General features: G+C 68.6%; 18 protein-coding genes. 14 read left to right on the forward strand and 4 right to left on the reverse strand.

What is annotated here, in order from left to right:
• The first annotated feature begins 39 nt into the window (after positions 1-39).
• From ACLARN_RS06020 to ACLARN_RS06050, 7 genes are all read left to right on the forward strand, one after another.
• Positions 40-819 carry a ribonuclease HII gene (locus ACLARN_RS06020; RefSeq protein WP_409490380.1) on the forward strand — a complete coding sequence of 260 codons (780 nt, stop codon included), beginning with the start codon at positions 40-42 and terminating at the stop codon, positions 817-819.
• Positions 816-1,139 (forward strand): DUF2469 domain-containing protein, encoded by a 324-nt coding sequence (locus tag ACLARN_RS06025; RefSeq protein WP_003096226.1) that lies wholly within the window; start codon positions 816-818, stop codon positions 1,137-1,139. Before ACLARN_RS06020 ends, ACLARN_RS06025 begins: the two co-directional genes overlap by 4 nt.
• A 241-nt stretch (positions 1,140-1,380) precedes the next feature.
• Positions 1,381-1,767, forward strand: a complete 387-nt coding sequence (locus ACLARN_RS06030) for a YraN family protein (RefSeq protein WP_409490279.1) — start codon at positions 1,381-1,383, stop codon at positions 1,765-1,767.
• Complete coding sequence (locus ACLARN_RS06035; RefSeq protein WP_409490280.1) at positions 1,768-3,279, forward strand: YifB family Mg chelatase-like AAA ATPase; 1,512 nt, start codon at positions 1,768-1,770, stop codon at positions 3,277-3,279.
• The gene (gene dprA / locus ACLARN_RS06040; protein ID WP_409490281.1) at positions 3,276-4,415 is read left to right on the forward strand and encodes a DNA-processing protein DprA; all 1,140 of its coding nucleotides are present in this window, start codon (positions 3,276-3,278) and stop codon (positions 4,413-4,415) included. The genes ACLARN_RS06035 and dprA overlap by 4 nt, the downstream gene beginning before the upstream one ends.
• 105 nt (positions 4,416-4,520) lie before the next feature.
• Positions 4,521-5,516 carry a tyrosine recombinase XerC gene (locus ACLARN_RS06045; RefSeq protein WP_409490282.1) on the forward strand — a complete coding sequence of 332 codons (996 nt, stop codon included), beginning with the start codon at positions 4,521-4,523 and terminating at the stop codon, positions 5,514-5,516.
• A 107-nt stretch (positions 5,517-5,623) separates the two neighbouring features.
• Entirely contained in the window at positions 5,624-6,472 is an 849-nt protein-coding gene (locus ACLARN_RS06050) for a FliA/WhiG family RNA polymerase sigma factor (protein WP_409490283.1), read from the forward strand.
• Positions 6,473-6,646: 174 nt separating this feature from the next.
• Here ACLARN_RS06050 and ACLARN_RS06055 read toward each other — a convergent pair whose 3' ends face one another.
• Positions 6,647-7,258, reverse strand: a complete 612-nt coding sequence (locus tag ACLARN_RS06055; protein WP_409490284.1) for a murein hydrolase activator EnvC family protein — start codon at positions 7,256-7,258, stop codon at positions 6,647-6,649.
• 383 nt (positions 7,259-7,641) lie between these two features.
• On the opposite strand from ACLARN_RS06055, the gene rpsB reads away from it, so the two are divergent.
• The 6 genes from rpsB to ACLARN_RS06085 all read left to right on the forward strand — a co-directional run bounded on the left by rpsB (position 7,642) and on the right by ACLARN_RS06085 (position 13,386).
• Positions 7,642-8,529 carry a 30S ribosomal protein S2 gene (rpsB, locus tag ACLARN_RS06060; protein WP_409490285.1) on the forward strand — a complete coding sequence of 296 codons (888 nt, stop codon included), beginning with the start codon at positions 7,642-7,644 and terminating at the stop codon, positions 8,527-8,529.
• A 90-nt stretch (positions 8,530-8,619) separates the two neighbouring features.
• Positions 8,620-9,444, forward strand: coding sequence for a translation elongation factor Ts (gene tsf / locus ACLARN_RS06065; protein WP_409490286.1), 825 nt, complete (start codon positions 8,620-8,622; stop codon positions 9,442-9,444).
• A gap of 92 nt (positions 9,445-9,536) precedes the next feature.
• A complete protein-coding gene (gene pyrH, locus ACLARN_RS06070) occupies positions 9,537-10,280 on the forward strand; it encodes a UMP kinase (RefSeq protein WP_409490287.1) in 744 nt (247 codons plus the stop codon).
• A gap of 51 nt (positions 10,281-10,331) precedes the next feature.
• Positions 10,332-10,889: a ribosome recycling factor gene (frr, locus tag ACLARN_RS06075; RefSeq protein ID WP_076155300.1), complete on the forward strand. Its 558-nt coding sequence runs from the start codon at positions 10,332-10,334 to the stop codon at positions 10,887-10,889.
• Entirely contained in the window at positions 10,889-11,803 is a 915-nt protein-coding gene (locus tag ACLARN_RS06080; RefSeq protein WP_409490288.1) for a phosphatidate cytidylyltransferase, read from the forward strand. The genes frr and ACLARN_RS06080 overlap by 1 nt, the downstream gene beginning before the upstream one ends.
• Positions 11,804-11,853: 50 nt before the next feature.
• Entirely contained in the window at positions 11,854-13,386 is a 1,533-nt protein-coding gene (locus ACLARN_RS06085; protein ID WP_409490289.1) for a carboxylesterase/lipase family protein, read from the forward strand.
• A 40-nt stretch (positions 13,387-13,426) separates the two neighbouring features.
• Here the strand turns inward: ACLARN_RS06085 and ACLARN_RS06090 are convergent, their stop codons facing one another.
• Positions 13,427-14,272 carry a VOC family protein gene (locus tag ACLARN_RS06090; RefSeq protein ID WP_409490290.1) on the reverse strand — a complete coding sequence of 282 codons (846 nt, stop codon included), beginning with the start codon at positions 14,270-14,272 and terminating at the stop codon, positions 13,427-13,429.
• 115 nt (positions 14,273-14,387) lie between these two features.
• Here ACLARN_RS06090 and ACLARN_RS06095 point away from each other — a divergent pair, with 115 nt between their 5' ends.
• Positions 14,388-15,242, forward strand: coding sequence for a class I SAM-dependent methyltransferase (locus ACLARN_RS06095; RefSeq protein ID WP_409490291.1), 855 nt, complete (start codon positions 14,388-14,390; stop codon positions 15,240-15,242).
• Here ACLARN_RS06095 and ACLARN_RS06100 read toward each other — a convergent pair.
• Positions 15,173-15,799, reverse strand: a complete 627-nt coding sequence (locus tag ACLARN_RS06100) for a PadR family transcriptional regulator (protein WP_409490292.1) — start codon at positions 15,797-15,799, stop codon at positions 15,173-15,175. The two genes, ACLARN_RS06095 and ACLARN_RS06100, sit on opposite strands and share 70 nt — an antisense overlap.
• Positions 15,800-15,897: 98 nt before the next feature.
• Positions 15,898-17,751, reverse strand: a complete 1,854-nt coding sequence (locus ACLARN_RS06105; protein ID WP_409490293.1) for a YcaO-like family protein — start codon at positions 17,749-17,751, stop codon at positions 15,898-15,900.
• Positions 17,752-17,872: the final 121 nt, after the last annotated feature.

Here is a 17,872-nt window from a genome sequence, read left to right on the forward strand (position 1 = left end):
CCGCTCACACCGGCCGAACCACTTCGGCCGCCGCGGGCAGTGGTGCGTGGTGACCTCTTCTGGGGGTTGCAGAGTGCGCTGGACCGGCGGGGCCTCGGGCCCGTCGCCGGAGTCGACGAGGCAGGGCGCGGCGCTTGCGCCGGCCCGCTCGTCGTGGCCGCGTGCGTCCTGCGTTCCGGTGACGCCGCCCGGTTGCCCGAGCTGACCGACTCCAAAGTGCTCACGGCCAAGGCTCGTGATCGTGTCTACGACCGGGTGGTCCAGCGTGCGCTGGACTACTCGGTCATCGTCATCCCGGCCGCCGAGGTCGATCTGTTCGGCATCCACGTCATGAACCTCGAAGGCATGCGGCGTGCCGTCTCGGCGCTGCGAAGCACACCGGGCTACGTCCTGACCGACGGATTCCGCGTCTCCGGGCTGCCCGCCCCGAGCGTGCCGGTGATCAAGGGCGACAAGGCCGTCGCATGCGTGGCGGCGGCATCGGTGCTGGCCAAGGTCACGCGGGACCGGATCATGGGCGACCTGCACGACGTCCACCCGCACTACGGCTTCGACGTGCACAAGGGCTACAGCACCACCGAGCACAGCGCGGCGCTGAAGGCGCACGGTCCGAGTCCGGTGCATCGCTGGTCGTACGCGAATGTGGCCACCGCGGCCGCAGCGCACCGGGCACGGCCGCCCCATCCGGTGGTGCTGACCGTCGCGGCGCTGGAAAACCCAAGCGTGCCGATACGTGCTCTCGGCCCGTACGTGGGTGACAATGAACGCTCCGCCGCTGGAGTATCAGCAGAATCGCGAGGAGGGGCGCGGATTTCATGAGCGCAGAGGATCTCGAGAAGTACGAGACCGAGATGGAGCTCTCGCTTTACCGCGAGTATCGCGACATAGTCGGCCAGTTCTCGTACGTGGTGGAGACCGAGCGGCGATTCTATCTGGCCAACGCCGTCGACGTGCAGGTGCGTGACGGTGGCGGTGAGGTGTACTTCGAGGTCCGCATGTCCGACGCGTGGGTCTGGGACATGTACCGGCCCGCCAGGTTCGTCAAGCACGTCAGGGTCATCACGTTCAAGGATGTCAACGTCGAGGAACTCGACAAACCGGATCTCCGGCTGCCCGAGGACGGTCCGTTCTCCGGCTGATCTTTCCCCAGTACAGGAAGGCCCCCTTCCTTGCGTTAGGCGCAAGGAAGGGGGCCTTCCTGTACTTCCGGGGCGCCTAGCACGGGGCGCCGACATTTTCCGGTCGGCGGGTCCGAACGCGCCTGAACCATCCACAACACCCCAGTTGTCCACAGGTGGGCGAAATGAGCCTGTTCGGCGCCCGATCGCCCTGGCAGCGTTGATCGCACACGCACTGTGACGATCGCTGAGGGGGATCGAGATGATGAGCACGGCCGAACAGCCGCCCGCCGGGGCGCCGCACATCGAGCTGGGACGATGGGGAGAAGAACTCGCGGTCCGGCAGCTGGAGAAGACGGGCTACGTCATCCTGAGCCGTAACTGGCGTTGCCGCGATGGCGAACTGGACCTTGTCGCGACCGACCGGAAACGCCTTGTCTTCTGTGAGGTGAAGACGAGGGCGGGGCTGGGCTTCGGCACTCCGGCCGAGGCGGTGACCCCGGACAAGGCGGACCGCATCCGCCGTCTCGCGCACCAGTGGCAGCGCGCGTTCATGCTCCGCTGGTGCCCGGTCCGCTACGACATCATCGCGATCCTCGCCCAGCCAGGAACCCCGCCGCAGGTGCGGCATATCAAGGCGGCGTTCTGAATGGCGCTGGCGAAGGCCTGGTCCGTCGCGTTGCTCGGTGTCGACGGCAGGATGATCGAGATAGAGGCCGACATCGGCGGCGGGGCGCCGAAGGTGACGATGGTCGGACTGCCCGACGCCGGGCTGAAGGAGGCCAAGGACAGGGTCCGCTCCGCCGTCCGCAATTCACGGCAGACGTGGCCGGACGAAAGGGTGATCCTCGGCCTGTCCCCGGCGAATTTGCCGAAGGTGGGGTCCGGTTACGACCTGGGCATCGCGGCGGCGGTCCTGGCCGCGACGGGGTCGGTTCCGGCCACGAAGCTGCTCCACACCGTGCTGCTCGGTGAACTCGCCCTCGACGGCAGGGTGCGGGCGGTGCGCGGGGTCCTGCCAGGACTGCTGGCGGCGCGCAACGCCGGGTACCGGCGGGCGGTCGTGCCCGCCGAGTCGTTGTTCGAAGCTGCTCTCGTGGACGGCCTCGAGGTCGGCGGCGTAGCCCGGCTGAGTGATTTCGTGGATTGGCTCAAAGGCGAGGGCGAACTCACCCTGCCGCGGCCCGCCGTCGTCCAGGATCCACCGCGGGTCCCCGATCTCGCCGATGTCGTGGGACAGCCGGAAGCGCGGTGGGCGCTGGAGGTGGCCGCCGCGGGTGGGCATCACCTGCTCATGACCGGTCCTCCCGGGGTGGGGAAGACGATGCTCGCGAAACGCCTTCCCGGACTCCTCCCGAGGCTGACGGCCGAAGAGTCGTTGCAGGTCACCGCGGTCCACTCGATCGACGGTTCGCTCTCCCCGGCCGCGCCGCTGGTCACCGTGCCGCCGTTCGTCGCGCCCCATCATTCGATCAGCGTGCCCGCCCTGATCGGCGGCGGCAGCGGCCTGGCCGTGCCCGGCGCCATCAGCAGGGCGCATCGGGGAATCCTGTTCCTCGACGAGGTCTGCGAGTTCGGCCCGGAGCGGCTGGAGTCGCTGCGGACGGTGCTCGAAGAGGGCGAGGTGCGGATCGCGAGGGTCAAGGGCGCCGTACGGTACCCGGCGCGCTTCCAGCTGATCCTGGCGACCAACCCTTGTCCTTGTGCCCCAACGAAAGACGCCGACTGCACGTGTTCGGCGGCCGCGCGGAGGCGGTACTTGGGCCGCTTGTCCGGCCCGTTACTCGATCGGGTGGATTTGCGGGTCCGGCTACGTCCGCTTTCCGCGCTCAGCGCGCACCTGGGCGAGCCGCCCGAAGCGTCGGCGACCGTCCGGGAACGTGTGCTGGAGGCTCGCGAACGGGCGGGGAAACGCTGGGCGGACCATGGCTGGCCGACGAACGCGGAGGTGCCCGGCCCGGCACTGCGCCGCGAGTTCGCGCTTCCAGCCCAGGTCACGGCCTTGCTGGACCGTGCGCTGGAGCGGGGTGCGATCACCGCGCGCGGCGCGGACCGATGCCTTCGCATCGCTTGGACGCTCTCCGATCTGAAGGGCGCCGAGAGGCCGGAAGCGGACGAGGTCGCGGCGGCACTGAACTTCCGGGAGAGGTCATCCGGATGAGTGAACTCGAGGCTGAACGGATCGCGCGGTCGTACTTGCTGCGCGTGGCCGAGCCACCGGCACCCGCCTTGGCCGTTTTCGTCGGCGAACACGGCCCGGTGATCGCCGCGGAACGAGTGTGGCGTGCCGACTGCCCGCCGAAGGTGCGCGACGAGACGGCCGCGCGACGGGCCCACGACTACGCCGAGCGGGATCTGGAACGGGCGGCCGCCGCCGAGACCAGGCTCGTCATCCCGGAAGACGGCGAATGGCCCGCTTGGCCCTTGCTTTCGCTGGCCATCGCCCAGGGCAGGGGTGTCTCCGGAATGGCACCTCCGCTGGCGCTGTGGGTACGCGGTCCCGCCAAGCTCGACGAGGCGGTGGATCAGGCGATCGCGATCGTCGGCGCCCGGGCGGCGACCGGGTACGGCGAGCACAACGCGGCCGAGCTGGGCTATCACCTGGCGAGCCGGGGGATCCCGGTGTTCTCTGGGGCGGCGTACGGCATCGACGGCGCGGCCCACCGGGGTGCGCTGAGCGCGGAGGGCACGACGGTCGCCCTGCTCGGCTGCGGGATCGACGCCGGTTACCCGGCGCAGCACACGACCTTGTTGCGCACCATCGCGAAAACCGGTGCGGTGATAAGCGAATATCCGCCGGGCACCTCGCCCGCGAGGCATCGCTTCCTCGTCCGGAACAGGCTCATCGCGGCGCTCACCGAAGGGACCGTCGTGGTCGAGGCGGGCAGGCGCAGCGGTGCGCGGAACACCGCGGGGACGGCCGGAGCGCTCGGCAAGGTCGTGATGGCGCTGCCGGGACCGGTGTCGTCGGGGATGTCCGCCGGCTGCCACGCGCTGATCCGCGAAGGCGAGGCCACGCTGGTGACCTCGGTCGACGAGATCCTCGAGACCGCCGGACGGCTCGGGCAGCAGGCCGCGGATCCGTCGAAACCGCGCCGTCGCACCGATCGGCTCGGCCCGGAGGCGCTGCGAGTGCACGACGCGCTTTCGGAACGGTCGGCGAAACCCGAGGAACGGATCGCGGCCGAGTCCGGCATCCCGGTCGAGCGGGTCCGCTCGCTCCTACCCGAACTGGAACTCGACGACTTCGCGGAAAGGAGTGACACAGGGTGGCGAAGACGGGCCGCCAAGACCTGACTGGCCTACACCTGAGACGCCAACCCGGCACGATCCGACCACGGACACCACAACAGGGTGCGGCGATACTTGACCATCAGCCGTACATCGCGCAGCGTGATCGGCATGCCGTCGACCGAAGGTCCCCACGGCACGGGGAAACGCGCCCGCAGACCCGATCTGCGCGCCGCCCGTGCCGCGCTGTTGGAGCCTGTCCGGAAGCTGATCGACGACTACGAGCGGCACCTTTCCCTGGAACGCGGGCTGTCCGCGCACACGGTGCGTGCCTATCTCGGCGATGTCGTCTCGCTGACCGGCTTCGTGGACGGGAACGGCGGCAGGCTCGAAGACCTCGACATCGGGACGCTGCGCGGCTGGCTCGCCCGTCAACGCGAGGAAGGGGCCAGCCGGACGACACTGGCCAGGCGAGCGGCCGCGGCCCGCACCTTCACCGCGTGGGCACACCGGGGCGGCACGCTCGCGTCCGATCCGGGCGGGCGGCTGGTGGCGCCACGCGCGCACCGCAAGCTCCCCGGGGTCCTCCGGGCGGAGCAGGCGAGCGAGGTCATGCGCTTCTCAGCCGCCGGTGCCGAACAGCGGGACCCGGTCGCTTTGCGGGACAGTGCCATCGTGGAACTGCTCTACGCGACCGGAGTGCGGGTCTCCGAACTGTGTGGGCTGGACGTGGGCGACGTCGACTTCTCCCGCCGGGTCGTGCTCGTGCTGGGCAAGGGCGGCAAGGAACGCGTCGTGCCGTTCGGCGTCCCCGCCGAAGCGGCTTTGCGGGTGTGGCTCGACGAGGGCAGGGGAAAGCTCGCCGTCGAATCGAAGGGACCGGCGGAAGCCGCGCTCTTCTTGGGGGCGCGAGGCGGCAGGCTCGATCCGCGGGCCGCCCGCCGGGTGGTCCATGACGCCGTCGGCTCGGTGCCGGGCGCGAACGACATGGGCCCGCACGGACTGAGGCATTCGGCGGCCACCCATCTGCTCGAAGGCGGTGCCGATCTTCGGAGCGTTCAGGAACTGCTTGGTCACGCTACGCTGGCTACGACGCAGCTCTACACTCATGTGACCGTCGATCGGCTGAAGGCGATCCACGACCGCGCGCACCCCCGGGCCCGATGATGCCGGGGAGAACTCGGCAGGTGACCCGGCAGCCCGAACCGGCGGCGCACGCGCATCCGCACGAGCACGGAGACCACCCTGAGTCGCATGCTGAGAACGGCGGTCCGATGACCGCCGACCCACATGTCACCGAAACCGCCGGGAAACACCGTCCCGGCGGTGCCGGTCCTGCCGTCGCGCCCGAAGCGCGGACGGGCTACGAGGTGGACGCCGGGATCCAGGCGTTGTGGCGGGAGTTCACCGAGTCGCCGGGCCAGATCGTGCGCGACCGGCTCGTGCTGCACTACGCCCCGCTCGTCAAATACGTCGCGGGCCGGGTCGGCACCGGTCTGCCGACCCATGTCGACGTGGGCGACCTGATCCAGTCCGGGATCTTCGGCCTGGTGGACGCGATCGAGAAGTTCGAACCCGCCAGGGGCCTGCGGTTCGAGACCTACGCCATGCAGCGCATCCGGGGCGCGATCCTCGACGATCTCCGCTCCCAGGACTGGGTGCCCCGTGCGGTGCGCAGCAAGGCCCGCGAGGCCGAACGCGCGCTGGAACGCCTCGGCGCCCGGCTGAACCGCACGCCGACCGACGCCGAACTGGCGGCTGAGCTCGAAATCAGCGTCGACGACCTGCGCGAGTTCTACGGCCAGCTCCAGCTGACCAGCGTCATCGCGCTGGAAGACCTGGTCGCCGCCGGCAAGGACAGCGGCTCGCTGGTCGACACCCTGCCCGACGACGGCGCCGTCGACCCGGTGGCCGTCCTGGTCGACCAGGACAACCGCCGCCAGCTGGCGGCGGCGATCGCGCAGCTCACCGAACGCGACCGGATCGTGGTCGGCCTCTACTACTTCGAGAGCCTGACGCTCGCCGAGATCGGCAAGGTCCTCGGCGTCACCGAGTCGCGAGTCAGCCAGCTGCACACCCGCGCGGTCATGCGGTTGCGCGCGAAACTGGTTGAGACGGCCTAGCCTCCTGCGTCACCGAGTGGCATCCCAGGCGTGATCAGGCACCGCACTCGCGAGTGCGCCATCCAGTCACGCGAGTTCGGTCTCCAAGCACGTGAGTGCGGTGCTTGATCGCACGAGTCACGCTCTCGGGCTGACTGCGAGTCCGGTGAACGGGCCGGTCACCGAAGTGGCCACTCACGCCTGGTCTCCTTCCCACGGTTTGAGGCGGATCTCGGACGGCTCGCCGATCAACGCGAGCGGATCGACGTACTCCTCTCCCCGCCGGACACCGAAATGCAGGCACGCCGTCTCCGGGCAGCCCGGGTGGCCGGCGGCGACCGTTCCGAGCACCTGGCCCCGGTAGACCTGATCACCCGCGGTGACGGTCGGGGCGAGAGGTTGGTAAGTGGTGCGCAAGCCTCCTTCGTGATCGATCGAAACCACGCCGTGGCCCGCCACCTGGCCGGCGAACATCACCACTCCTTCGGCGGCCGCGAGGACGTTCGCGCCCGGTGCGGCGGCGAGGTCGACCCCGCGGTGGCCGGGGCCGTACGGCGTCGACGGCGGCTCGAAGTACCTGGTGACGCTGGGTGCCGGTGAGAGCGGCCAGGAGAGCCTTCCTTGCGGTGAAGGCGCGCCTCTGGCCGTTCCCGGGGCGGCGGTGGAGGTCAGGATCGCGAGCACCACCGCGAGGATCGCGACGCGTGGCAGGCGCCTCGGCCGCCCGGGACGGCGGTGCCTGCCGCCGGTGCGGTCGATCGCGAAGGAATGCCTGGTGACAGGGCGGGAACAGGTTGTCATCGTCATGTGTTCCAGCCTGGGGGACCGGCGTGGCGAGCGGGACGCGCCGAGGGAATCTGTGGATAACCGAGGCGGTTGTGGACAACCGCTCTCATCAGGGGCTGCCGGTGCGGTAGACGGTGACGACAGGGAGTAGACTCTTTTGCGCGGTCCGCGGCAGCGGACTGACTTCGCGTGCACGTGCGCGCTCCCGATGGCCGATCTCCTCACGGAGGGTCAGGACAGCCGGGGGCAAACGGCCCGGCGGTCCCTGGAGTCACTTCACTCCCGGGTCCGGGCTCGAGCATCTGCACCAGGGCGATCGGCCACCCGGCCGAGAGCGACGAACCGAGCAAGCGCGGTCCCGGCGGAGCCGGGCGCGCACGACATAGAAGAGGTTGATTCCGGCAATGGCCGTCGTCACCATGAAGCAGCTGCTCGACAGCGGCGTGCACTTCGGGCACCAGACTCGTCGGTGGAACCCGAAGATGAAGCGCTACATCTTCACCGAGCGCAATGGCATCTACATCATCGACCTGCAGCAGACGCTGACCTACATCGACCGTGCGTTCGAGTTCATCAAGGAAACCGTCGCGCACGGCGGCACCATCATGTTCGTCGGCACCAAGAAGCAGGCGCAGGAAGCGATCGCCTCCGAGGCCGCGCGCGTGGGCATGCCCTACGTGAACCAGCGCTGGCTCGGCGGCATGCTGACCAACTTCCAGACGGTGCACAAGCGTCTTCTCCGCCTGAAGGAGCTCGAGTCGCAGGAGCAGACCGGCGGCTTCGCCGGCCTGACCAAGCGCGAAATCCTCACGCTCACCCGTGAGAAGGACAAGCTCGAGAAGACCCTCGGCGGTATCCGCGACATGGCCAAGGTGCCGAGCATCGTGTGGATCGTCGACACGAAGAAGGAGCACATCGCCGTCGGCGAGGCTCGCAAGCTGAACATCCCGGTCGTCGCGATCCTCGACACCAACTGCGACCCGGACGAGGTCGACTACCCGATTCCGGGTAACGACGACGCGATCCGTTCGGCCGCGCTGCTGACCAAGGTCGTGGCCGAGGCCGCTGCCGCCGGTCTGATGGCCCGCTCCAGCCGCAACGGTGCCTCCGCCGACACCAAGCCCGAGCCGGGTGTCGTCGCCACGGACGAGCCGCTGGCCGAGTGGGAGAAGGAGCTGCTCGCCGGCTCCGAGACCGCCGCCGCGGACGCCAAGGAAGCCGTCGCCGCGACCGAGGCCGCGACCGAGACCCCGGTCGAAGCCCCGGCAGAGCAGGCCACCGCCTCCTCCTGATCCACCTCACTCGTGGGGCCGCCTCCGGGCGGCCCCACGAGTACCTCTCCCAGAAGACTTCTCGTACCTGAAAAGGACGGACAACGCACGATGGCGAATTACACCGCCGCAGATGTGAAGCGCCTCCGCGAACTGACCGGCGCCGGCATGATGAACTGCAAGAAGGCGCTGGAGGAGACCGACGGCGACTTCGACAAGGCCGTCGAGTTCCTGCGCATCAAGGGCGCCAAGGACGTCGGCAAGCGCGCTGAGCGCGCCACCGCCGAGGGCCTCGTCGCCGGCCAGGACGGCGTGCTGATCGAGCTCGACTCCGAGACCGACTTCGTCGCGAAGAACGAGGACTTCCAGGCCCTCGCCGCGAAGATCGTCGAGGTCGCCAAGGCCGAGAAGACGAACGACGTCGAGAAGCTGAAGGCCGCCTCGCTCGACGGCAAGACCGTCGACGAGACCGTCCAGGAGATGGCCGCCCGCATCGGCGAGAAGCTCGAGCTTCGCCGCGTCGCCGCCTACGAGGGCACCACCGCCACCTACCTGCACCGTCGCGGTGCGGACCTTCCGCCCGCCGTCGGCGTGCTCATCGAGTACACCGGTGAGGGCGAAGCCGCCGCCGAGGCCGCTCGTGGCGCTGCCATGCAGGTCGCCGCGCTGAAGGCCAAGTTCCTCACGCGTGAAGAGGTCCCGGCCGACGTCGTCGATAACGAGCGCCGCGTCGCCGAGGCGACCGCTCGCGAAGAGGGCAAGCCGGAGCAGGCCATGCCCAAGATCATCGAGGGCAAGGTCAACGCCTACTACAAGGACAACGTCCTGCTCGAGCAGCCGTCGGTCAAGGACAACAAGAAGACCGTCAAGGCCCTGCTCGACGAGGCCGGCGTGACCGTGAGCCGGTTCGCCCGGTTCGAGGTCGGCCAGGCCTGATCCAGGCGCGGAACACAAGAGTCACCACTGTGCCCCGTCTCCGTCCATCGGGGACGGGGCACAGTCGGGTTCAGAGCATTAGGGAGGGCGACATGGGTGTCCGGGTCGAAGGCGGATACCGGCGGGTGCTGCTGAAGCTGGGCGGCGAGATGTTCGGCGGCGGTTCCATCGGGGTTGATCCGGATGTGGTGCACTCGGTCGCTCAGCAGATCGCCGACGTCGCGCGCACGGGCGTGCAGATCGCCGTCGTGATCGGCGGCGGCAACTACTTCCGCGGCGCGGAACTGTCGCAGCGCGGCATGGACCGGGACCGCGCGGACTACATGGCGATGCTCGGCACCGTCATGAACTGCCTGGCGTTGCAGGACTTCCTGGAGAAGGAGGGCCTGCCGACCCGCGTGCAGACCGCCATCACCATGGGGCAGGTCGCCGAGCCGTACATCCCGCGCCGCGCCGAGCGTCACCTGGAGAAGGGCCGCGTCGTCATCTTCGGTGCCGGGGTCGGCATGCCGTACTTCTCGACCGACACCGCCGCCGCGCAGCGCGCGCTCGAACTCGGCTGCGAAGCCGTCTTGATGGCGAAGGCCGTCGACGGCGTCTACACCGCGGACCCGAAAAGCGACCCGACCGCTGAGATGTTCCACGAGATCAGCCACCGCGAGGTGCTGGAACGGGACCTCAAGGTCGCCGACGCCACCGCGTTCAGCCTGTGCATGGACAACAACATGCCGATCATCGTGTTCAATCTCCTCACCGAGGGGAACATCGCTCGTGCGGTCAGTGGTGAGAGGATCGGCACCCTGGTCGACACCCCGGTCGACGGGGTGCCCGCGTAGTCCTGCTCTGCTCTTCGCAACCGGTACGAATACACAACAACGGGAGTTGCCGTGATCGACGAGACCCTCCTCGACGCCGAGGAGAAGATGGAAAAAGCGGTGTCCGTCGCCAAGGAGGACCTGTCGTCGGTGCGCACCGGCCGGGCCCACCCCGGGATGTTCTCGCGCGTTGTCGTCGACTACTACGGCGCGCCGACCCCGCTGAACCAGCTGGCGGGTGTCAACATCCCCGAGGCCCGGATGGCGTTGATCAAGCCTTACGACCAGACCTCGCTCAACGCCATCGAGAAGGCGATCCGCGAGTCGGACCTCGGCGTCAACCCGAGCAACGACGGCAACGTGATCCGCATCGTCATCCCGCAGCTCACCGAAGAGCGCCGCAAGGAGATGGTGAAGGTCGCCAAGGCCAAGGGTGAGGACGCCCGTGTCTCGATCCGCAGCGTCCGCCGCAAGGCCAAGGAAGAGCTGGACCGGATCAAGAAGGACGGCGAGGCGGGCGAGGACGAGGTCGTCCACGCCGAGAAGGAACTTCAGAACCTCACCGACTCCTACTCGCACAAGGTCGACGAGCTGGTGAAACACAAGGAAGCCGAGTTGCTCGAGGTCTGATGAGCCAGGTGAGCGAGGAACGCGAGGACCGGGTGGAAAACCCGGAACCGGTTCCGGCCACAGCGCCGGATTCCAAAACCGTGCCGGAACCGGTACAGAAGGTTTCCCGCGCCGGCCGTAACCTGCCCGCCGCGATCGGGGTCGGGTTGCTGCTGGGCGCGGCGATCGTCACGTCCCTGCTCACCGTGCGCTTTCTGTTCATCGGCATCATCGCGATCGCCATCGCGGTCGGCACGATCGAGCTGGCCGGGGCGCTGAAGCGGGCCGCGGGCATCCGGATCGCGCTGGTCCCGGTGCTCGTCGGCGGCCAGGCGATGATCTGGCTGGCGTGGCCGTTCGGCCGCGAAGGCGCGTTGACGGCGTTCGTGCTGACGGTGCTCGTCTGCCTGCTCTGGCGGTTGCCCGGCGGTGCGGACGGCTATCTGCGCGACATCAGCGCGTCCATTTTCGCCGCCGCGTACATCCCGCTTTTCGGTGCGTTCGCCGCGATGCTCGTCCCGCCCGGCGACGGCGTCGGCCGCGTGCTGGCGTTCATGATCGGCGTCGTCGCTTCGGACACCGGCGGTTACATCGCCGGTGTGCTCGGCGGCAAGCATCCGATGGCGCCCAGCATCAGCCCGAAGAAGACGTGGGAAGGCTTCGCCGGTTCGCTCGTGGCCGGTGTGGTCGCCGGAGCGCTGACGCTGAGCCTGTTGCTCGACGGCCACGCCTGGCAGGGTGTGCTGTTCGGCGCGGCGATCGTCTGCACCGCGACGCTCGGCGATCTGGTCGAGTCGCTGATCAAGCGGGATCTCGGGGTCAAGGACATGGGGAACATGCTGCCGGGGCACGGCGGGCTGATGGACCGCCTCGACTCGCTGCTCCCTTCGGCCGTCGTCTCCTGGCTGCTGCTCTCGGCGTTCGTGCCCGTCTAGGTGACAAGCCCGGTGCGCTGGGCCAAGGTCGGAGTATGCGAACTCAAAGGATGAGTAAGCGACTTCTGACCCTGGCACTGAGCGCGCTGACGCTCGGTGCCCTGACGACCTCCGTGGCGGAGGCGGGCGAAAGCCCGATCATCCGCACGGATTCCGGTCCCGTTCGCGGGGTGAGTACCAGCGAATACCGGAGTTTCCAAGGCATTCCGTTCGCCGCGCCACCGGTCGGCGACCTGCGCTGGGCGCCACCGAAGAGACCCGAACCGTGGACCGCCGTGCGGGACGCGAGCAAACCCGGGCCCCGGTGCGCGCAGGGGCCGGGGCTCGGATCGGCACCGAGTGACAACGAGGATTGCCTGTATCTCAACGTGATCAGCCCGGCCAAGCCGACGCACAAACCGCGTCCGGTGATGGTCTGGGTGCACGGCGGCGGCTTCACCTCCGGCGCCGGCAGCGACTACGACTTCCAGCGCATGGCACTCGGCGGAGACGTCGTCGTCGTGAGCGTGAACTACCGGCTTGGTGTGTTCGGCTTCTTCGGCCACCCGGAACTCGGACGCGACTCCGGCGTCTTCGGGCTCCAGGACCAGCAGGCCGCGCTTCGCTGGGTACAGCGCAACGCCCGCGCTTTCGGGGGAGATCCCCGGAACGTCACGCTGTTCGGTGAATCCGCCGGCGCGATGAGCACCTGCGCCCAGCTGGCTTCCCCGTCGGCCGCGGGACTGTTCCACCGCGCGATCATCCAGAGCGGTCCGTGCACCCTGACCTGGCCTGACGGCGGATTCTTCCCCGGCGTGCCCGCGGGATCGCCGTACCTTCCCCGCGCCGACGTCGAGGCCATGGGAGCCGACGCCGCGAAGAAGCTGGGCTGTGCCGACGTCGCTTGTCTCCGGCGGCTTCCGGTGAAGGACCTGGTGAATCAGCCGCTCGGGACGCCCGCGTTCGATACCGGCCTGCTGCCCGAGCATCCGGCCACCGCGCTGAAGAAGGGGCACTTCGCCCGCGTTCCGGTGCTGACCGGGGTCACCAGGGACGAGGCGAGGCTGTTCGTCGCCCTGTATCCCGGGCAGCCGTTCACCGAGGAGCACTACCAAGAACTGCTGCGCACCGCCTTCAAGGACAAGGCTCCGCTCGTCGCAGCCCAGTACCCGTCGGCGAAGCACGGCAGCCCGGCGATGGCGTACGCGGACGCCATGACCGACCGGATCTGGGGTTGCCCTCAGGTGGGGACCGAACGTTTGCTGAGCGATCGCACGCGGACGTTCGGTTACGAATTCGCCGATCGGAACGCCCCCGCACTCGTTCCGGCTCCGGAAGGAATGCGGCTTGGCGCTTCCCATGGGTCTGAATTAGCTTATTTGTCTGATTTAGCCGGTTTTCCGGCGGAATTGAAGCCCGAGCAGAAGAAACTCGGGGAGCAAATGATTCAGTACTGGACCCGGTTCGCGCGGACCGGGAATCCGAACGGTGAAGAACTGCCGAAGTGGCGTTCCACGCCGAAGACGCAGTCGCTCGCGCCGGGCGAGATCGGTCCGGTCGATCTCGCGGCCGTGCACAACTGCGGGTTCTGGGCCGGTCTCTGACGCTGGGAGCCGGGGTGACGCGTCACCCCGGCTCTTCGGCTCAGTCGTCGTAAGGATCGTCGACTTCGGCGCGGCCCCAGCCCTCGGTGGCCCGGGAGTGATCGATCACGGCGAACACCGAACCGTCCGGGTCGGCGAGGATCGCCATCCGGCCGTACGGGGTGTCGTAGGGCTGGACCACGACGGCGCCGCCGAGCATCAAGGCCTGTCCCGCCGCGGCGTCCGCGCCGCGGGCCGGGTCCAGTTCGAGGTAGACCATCCAGTGCGGGGGCGTGTCCGGCCGGTATTCCGTGCCCATCACATACCGGTACAGCACCGGTTCGTGCTCGATGAGCCATTCGGCGTAGTCGAGCGAGGTGCCGTCGCCGATTTGGTGGCTGGTGTAGTCGAAGAGGCGGCAGTAGAAGTGATCCGCCGCCGCGCCGTCGTGGGTGTTGAGATCCGCGCCGCTGAAGGTGTTGGGCACACCGGTCGCGAACTCCCAGGTTTCGGGCGGTTCCCAGAAGACGACGTGCGCGCCGCACGCGTCGACGGCGTGGATGATGTTGCCACGATGGGGAATCGCCATCGGCCCGAGGGTGACCCGGCCACCGAGACTGTCCACCCATTCGGCGGCCGTGGCCACCTGCGACACCGAGATGTGGACGCTCCAGCCGGACGGCCCGCCCGTGCCGGCGCGGTACAGACCACTGGTCGGGACGCCGTTCAGCGTCGCGATCGAGTATCGGCCGGTCGGCGTCGCCGGGTCACGCCGGACGGTGTACTCCCAGTCGAAAAGTCCGCTGTAGAAGGCTTGTGCGGCCGCTTCGTCTCTGCATGAGAGTTCGATCCAGCACGGGATTCCTGAAGGGATGACAGAAGTGTGGGCGGCCGAGCCAAGCGACATGCGGTTCTCCCTTACCGGTGGGAGTAAAGTCTAGTCGCTGTCCGCATTGTTTCCGTTAAAGATTTCGACCCGGATGACCTGGAACCCGGCTCGGCGTCCCATCGTTGGAGTTTCCGTGCGCTGGTTTCCCCGAGCTGTCTCCTCCTTCCGCCGCGGTGGCGAGGAAGTGCTGCCGAGTCCGAATATTTGGTACTACCAAAAGGCCTACGAGGTCGAAAACCGCGCGCAGGACGTCGATGGCGAGATCTGGCGGGTGCTCGCCGGGCAGCGGGACTGGTCCGGTGCGGACGTACTCGACCTCGGCTGTGGTGACGGGTTCCACTTGCCGCGGTTCGCCGCGACGGCGCGGTCGGTGCTCGGGATCGAACCCCATGAGCCCCTCGTCCGTGACGCGCGACGTCGCGTCGGGGAATTGCCGAACGTCGAAGTGCGACAGGGCCGTGCGCAGCGACTTCCCGTGCCGGACGCGGCTTTCGACGTCGTCCACGCGCGCACCGCGTACTTCTTCGGTCCCGGCTGTGAACCCGGCCTTCGCGAGGCGGAGCGGGTGCTGCGGCCCGGCGGGACGTTGATGATCGTCGATCTCGATGTGGCGAGTGAGCCCTACGGACGCTGGATGCGACTGGATCTGCCGCAGTACGATCCGCCCGGCGTCGAGAAGTTCTTCGCCCGTCAGGGATTCGACTGCCGCAAGGTGATGACGCGGTGGCTGTTCGAGGACGCCGCCGCGATGGAAGCGGTGCTGAAGATCGAGTTCAGCGCTCCGGTCGCGGCGAAGGCGATCGCGGAGGTCCGGCGCCTCAACGAGGTTTCGTCAGGCGCCGGGGAGAAACGGATGACGCTGCCGGTGGGCTATCGCGTGCATACGCGCACCAAGCCCACCGGCCTCGTCGTGCCAGGTCACTCCGCGTCCTCGGCGGATGCCTCGTCCGGAGCGGTGGCGTCGTCCGCCTCACCGAGGATGCCGTAGATCGTCCGGCGTGCCTCGTTGAGCACGTCGACGGCGCGGGACTGCTGTGTCTCGCTGCCGGCGTGCATGACCTGCATGACCGCGGCTGCCAGGGTTGCCCCCGCCTTGCGCAGGTTCACCTCGACCGGGTCGACGTCGTGGGCGATCTGCTCCCACGGCGGGACGGCGTCCTGCTGTTCGGCCGCGGCGCGGCCGGATTCGGTGAGTTCGAACAGCTTCTTGCCGCTCTCGTCCTTGCTGATCACCAGGCCTTCGTCGGCCAGCATCTGCAGCGTCGGGTAGACCGAGCCGGGGCTCGGCTTCCAGAAGCCGCCGCTGCGCTCGCCGATCTCGCGGATGATCTCGTAACCGTGCCTCGGCTGCTCGGAAAGCAGCGCGAGGATCGCGGCGCGGACGTCACCGCGCTTGCCGCGCCGTCCGCCGGGGCCACCGCGACGGCCGTGCCGATGACGGTGTCCGGGCCCGCCGGGGCCAGGGGGGAATTCGCCGAAGCCGCCGCGAGCCCAGGGCCCGAAGGCGGGTCGGCCGTGTTCTGGAGGGAAAGGTCGTCCTCGCATGATGTGAATCCTCTCTACGTAATGTTCCGACACGTTCACGATATATCGGAAACGGTCGTACGACAACCCGATTCGAGTGACGTGGGTCTCATGCGAGGTCAGACGCAGGGAAGAGGGATGACGTTGAGGTCCCGCTCGGCGAGCCGCCGGGCACGCCAGCCCAGCGTCACAGCGGCGTTGGCGATCCTCCCGTCGCCCCACGACGGGCATCCGGCGGGGAAGGGCGATACGAGACCTGGAACCAGCGTGTGGGCGACGTGGAATCCGGCGGCCGCGACGTCACAGGTCGTCAGGTCGACGCTGATCACCTCGAAACCGCGGGCTTCGACGCGGTCCCGATACGCCTTGAGCCGCCGTTCACCGAGCGACGGCAGGCCGTCCCAAGACCGGTCCGGCAGGTTGCGCACCCACGGGGTCACTCGCTTGCCCGCCCGAGGGTCGAGGTAGATCTGTTGCTGGCAAAGGAGATCGGTGACGTCGGCGAAGTCGTCGCGATAGGAGTCGAGGTAGCGCCGGTCCGGCCGGTACGGCTTGAGGTCGCCGCGCTCCTGCCGCAGGGCGGACAGTTCGCGTTCGTTGTCGAGGGCACGGCAGGTGTACTGCGACTCAAATCCCTCGGCGAGAGCCGCCTTCGCGGCGTCGAGGGTATCGGGCCGCGCGGCGAAACCGAGGGACAGCCAGCGTTTCACGCGATCGAACACCGCCGCGGCCACCACCGGGACGTCGAATTCGTTGTCGAGAGGGATGAGGGTGACCTCGTGGCCCTCCGCGGTGTCGGCGATGAGCGTCCGGATCTCCTCGGGGATCGGGAGCCGGGGCAGCCGTGGGGTGTTCGCCCACCAGAGCGCGGCGGTGTCCCGTTCGAGGACGTTTTCGAGGCCGGAGGTGACGGCGTGTTCCTCGGTGGTCCCGCTGGCCAGGCCCGAGTTCAGCGGGTCGGCGAAGCGAGCTTCTCCCATCTGGCGTTCGTTCGAGACCAGGAACGCCGGCACCCAGACGGATTCTTCGGTGCTGTGGGAAAAACCTTCCACCCAGGAGCATTCCGTGTCCGGGGTCAAGGGCGCGAACGGGAAGCCAGGGGATCGGTACTGCGCGGCCGAATAGAGATGGAGGCGGCGTGGGTCGAGTGCCGGAACGCCGTAGCGCGCGAGTTGGGCGTAGCTGCCGAAGCGCACTTCTCGCTCCGGGGCCAGCCAGCTTCCGCAGTACCGTTCGACGGCTTCGCCGAGGGCTGCCTGCCGGGCGAGGTCGTAGTCGTGCCACGCCGTTCCGAAGGCCCGGCGCTCGTTGGGCCAGTTCGTGACGCGGCGCATGTCCGCGATGTCCACGGCGCAAACGTGCAGACGGGCGGGCAGGCCAGGGGCGGTAGGAAGTTCGTGTACGCCGGTCACGATTCCCGTCCGGTCGTCCACCAGCAGGTCCGGATCGGTCACCGCGGGCACGGGCCGGACGCGATCGGGGACGGGAAGGATCGGGCGGCGGATCTCCGACAGGTCCGCCGGGTCCAGTTCGATTTCGCCTGCGGTGATGGCGGATCGCCCGCCGGAAAGCCAGCGTTCGAGGTGGACGGCGAGGTTCGCCAGTACCCAGCGGAGGTCGCCGGAGCGCGGTGGCGCGGGGTCGGCGAGCAACGGGCCTCGGGCTGCGGAACTACGGCGGGCGACGACGTCGGCGAAGTCGATTCCGCCGGGTGTGATCGCGGGCCCGGCGATCATCCGGTCGCCTTCCCGGCGCAGTGGTAACCAGCGTGCCCCGCTCCTGGCGCACCACGCGCCCAACTCGGTCAGTTCGGCGTGGGCGGCGTGGTCGAAGACCGCGACGACGACGGTGTCCTCGGGAACCGCTTCGGGCGGATTATGGAAGACGGCGACGCTCGCGTAGCCGCTGTCGGCGAGGATTCCCGTCAGCGGCTCGGTGAGCGCGGGCGAGCCGGTGAGGAGAACCGAGGTCATGGGCAACCCCATCGTTTACAGTCGAGGAGAACGGTTTCCCGCTCCAGTGTCGGCCGCGGTGTGAAGTTCGACGTCTCCTCGTATGCGATCCGCACGCCATCGCGGGAAGAACGCATACGTG

It is taken from the genome of Amycolatopsis sp. cmx-11-12, assembly GCF_046269425.1.
Classification (GTDB): Bacteria; Actinomycetota; Actinomycetes; order Mycobacteriales; family Pseudonocardiaceae; genus Amycolatopsis.